This is a genomic window from Mesorhizobium sp. M7A.F.Ca.AU.001.01.1.1, from assembly GCF_004022735.1.
GTDB lineage: Bacteria > Pseudomonadota > Alphaproteobacteria > Rhizobiales > Rhizobiaceae > Mesorhizobium > Mesorhizobium ciceri.
In genome coordinates this window covers 1-2702 of sequence record NZ_RZPF01000807.1, presented here as the reverse complement: position 1 = coordinate 2702, position 2702 = coordinate 1, and the positions used below count along the sequence as shown (strand labels likewise).

General features: G+C 63.7%; 3 protein-coding genes. 1 reads left to right on the top strand and 2 read right to left on the bottom strand.

The annotated features are described in order from the left end of the window. Positions 1 to 161: 161 nt before the first annotated feature. Both EN884_RS32175 and EN884_RS32170 read right to left on the bottom strand, forming a co-directional pair. Positions 162 to 518: a DUF2946 family protein gene (locus EN884_RS32175; RefSeq protein WP_063169028.1), complete on the bottom strand. Its 357-nt coding sequence runs from the start codon at positions 516 to 518 to the stop codon at positions 162 to 164. A gap of 194 nt (positions 519 to 712) precedes the next feature. Then, entirely contained in the window at positions 713 to 1615 is a 903-nt protein-coding gene (locus tag EN884_RS32170; RefSeq protein ID WP_013529532.1) for a GntR family transcriptional regulator, read from the bottom strand. Between the two features lie 229 nt (positions 1616 to 1844). Between EN884_RS32170 and EN884_RS32165 the strand changes: the two genes are divergently transcribed. Then, positions 1845 to 2702, top strand: an 858-nt coding sequence (locus tag EN884_RS32165; RefSeq protein WP_164895294.1) for a UxaA family hydrolase, incomplete at its 3' end; no start/stop codon positions are given.

Here is a 2702-nt window from a genome sequence, read left to right as displayed (position 1 = left end):
CTTCGATGCCGCGTAGAATGCTGCCCGGCTCAGGACGCGCGGCGTCAGGGAAAAAATAGGACATGGTTGCTCCATGAAGTGAAGGTCGCGCCGTTGCCGGTCGCGAGCAGTTAGATCTTTGGATGGGTACGCCCACGAAAGGTTCCGCCGGGCAAACAGGCTCAGGCCGTCAGCGGCGGCGCGCGCGGGTTCGACGGCGAGCGCTCACGCGCAAAGTCGAGATGGATGGCCGCCGGGAAGACAAAGGCGACCGTTTCAAAGGAAAGGCTGCCCGGCGCCAGACCGGCATTGGGCGGCGGCGCAAAGGCCGCCGAAACCATGCTGCAGCCGAGCACGCAGCATGCCGGCAGATGGGACGGCGGCTGGTTGCCGCCCGGAAGCTGGGTTGCGCCTTCATGGGTACAGATGACGTTGCCAAAAGCGTCGAGTTGCGATGCATTGGGACCGGCGCCGAAGGCGAATGCACCAAGCGTCGACTGGAGCAACAGCAGATAGGCCGCGACAAGCGCGACCGGCATGCTCCATCGTCTCCTCGATACGCCCAAAGCCCTGCCTCTTCGCAGCAACCAACCATATCTAGCACGGGGCCGGCGGGTGGAAAATCGCCAAATCGCCGCGGCGGCAACGCGGCAGGCCCAAGGCATGTCGCCCAGAAGTGTATAGCGGTTTTGGGACAACATGCATGAAACAGGGCTCCGAGCCGCGATGCGGCTCAGTGTTTTTGCAGCGACCGGCTCTCCGGGATCGAGGTCAGCAATGTCTGGCGCGCCGACTTCAAATGCTTGCGGCAAGCGGCGTCGACCTTGCCGAGATCGCGTGATTTCAGCGCTTCTATGTAGACCAGATGCTCACCGATCGCGACTTCGTTGCGCTCGCGTTCCTGCGCCTTGTTCCACTGGTAATGGTAGTGGAAGATCATGGCGATGACATCGTAGAAATCGACGATGAAGCGATTGCGCGATGCCCGGTGGATCAGCCGGTGGAAGCGCTCGTCGAGTTCGGAGAACTCGGTGAAGCGGGCGGCTATGTCGTTTGCCAGCTGGCGATGCTCGTCTTCCAGGCGGTCGAGATCGGTCCAGACTGCGCTGTCCTGCGGTAAAGCGGCAAAGGCGGCCGCCGAGCGCAGTTCGAACATCTCGCGGATTTCGGTCAGCTCCAGCGCGAAAGCGCGCGTAAAGCCCTTCAGCACCCAATGACTGTTGCGACGTTTCTCGATCAGGCCGAAGCGGGAGAAGCGGATCAGGAACTCGCGCACGCTGGTGGTGCCGACGCCGATCTCGCGCGCCAGTTCGAGTTCGTTGATCTGCATGCCGGCTTCGGCGCCGCCGGCGAGCAGCCGACGCATGAACGACCGTTCGATGATCTCGGCCAGCGTGTCTGTCTCTTCCTCGGGGAAGAAATCATCGGGAAGCGGTTCGCGCAGCACCGTCTTGGCGCGCTTGTTCCAGGCGATCAGCCCGGTCTCTTCCATGCGCGCGAGAATGGTGCGCACCGTGGTCCGGCTGACGCCAAGCAAGGTGCCCAGTTCCGGCTCCGAAGGCAGGCTGCGCGTTTCGTCGAGCAGCCGCAGGCAGCGGTTGTAGGCATCCTTGTAGACGTTGTTGCTCTTCGACATCCCTGACCCGTTGCACGCCGTCGCTTGCAGCGGACGGTTTGAAGCGCAATATGACGTTCGCATGGCTCTGAGAAGCGAAATTGCTTCCCGGAACAACCCGGAGACATGCGGAACTCCCCACGAAAAAACAATTGACGCAAAACTGTTTTTTCACGATAAAAGACAATATCTCTAAACAGGCGCGTGTCAATCCGCCCCGCGCAACCCAGGATCACCCAGGAAACCGCCCGTGAACGCCTCCAACTGCATTCTTCTGTCCCCCGCCGACAATGTCGCCGTCGCCAACGGCCGCATCGAGATCGGCACCGCGCTGCCGGGCGGTGCCGTCGCCAGTGCGCTGATCGAGCCCGGCCACAAGGTGGCGATCAAGCCGATCGCCGCCGGCGAGGCCGTGGTGAAATACGCCCAGGCGATCGGTCGCGCGACACAGGACATCGCAGCCGGCGAGCACGTGCATTCGCACAATCTGGTTTTCGAATCCGGCCGCTTGCCGGTCGTGCCGCCGAGCGAGGCCGAGCACGCGACGGAGGCCGACCGCGCCCGCACCTTCATGGGCTATCGCCGCGCCGATGGCCGCGCCGGCACGCGCAACTTCATCGGCATCGTCGCCAGCGTCAATTGCTCGGCCACCGTCTGCCATTCCATCGCCGATACCGCCAACCGCACGCTGTTGCCGAAATACCCCGGCATCGACGGCTTCGTGCCGATCGTGCACGGCCAGGGCTGCGGCATGAGCGGCACCGGCGACGGCATGATGGTGCTGCACCGCACGCTTGCCGGCTATGCCCGCCACCCGAATTTCGGCGGCGTGCTGATGGTCGGCCTCGGCTGCGAGGTCAACCAGCTCACCCTCTACGGCCAGAAGGGCGTCGCTGCCGGCAAGCGCCATTTCAACATCCAGGACGCCGGCGGGTCGCGCAAATCGGTGGAAAAAGCGATGGGCGTGCTGGCCGAGATCGCCGAGGAAGTCGGCCAGTTGAAGCGTGAGCCGATCCCGGTCAGCGAGATCGTCGTCGGCCTGCAATGCGGCGGCTCCGACGGCATGTCGGGTATCACGGCCAATCCGGCGCTGGGCGCGGCTGTCGAC

What these genes read in the sequence shown, in the direction of transcription:
- EN884_RS32170 (WP_013529532.1), bottom strand. Translation starts at nt 1,615, where the DNA reads ATGTCGAAGAGCAACAACGTCTACAAGGATGCCTACAACCGCTGCCTG.
- EN884_RS32175 (WP_063169028.1), bottom strand. Translation starts at nt 518, where the DNA reads ATGCCGGTCGCGCTTGTCGCGGCCTATCTGCTGTTGCTCCAGTCGACG.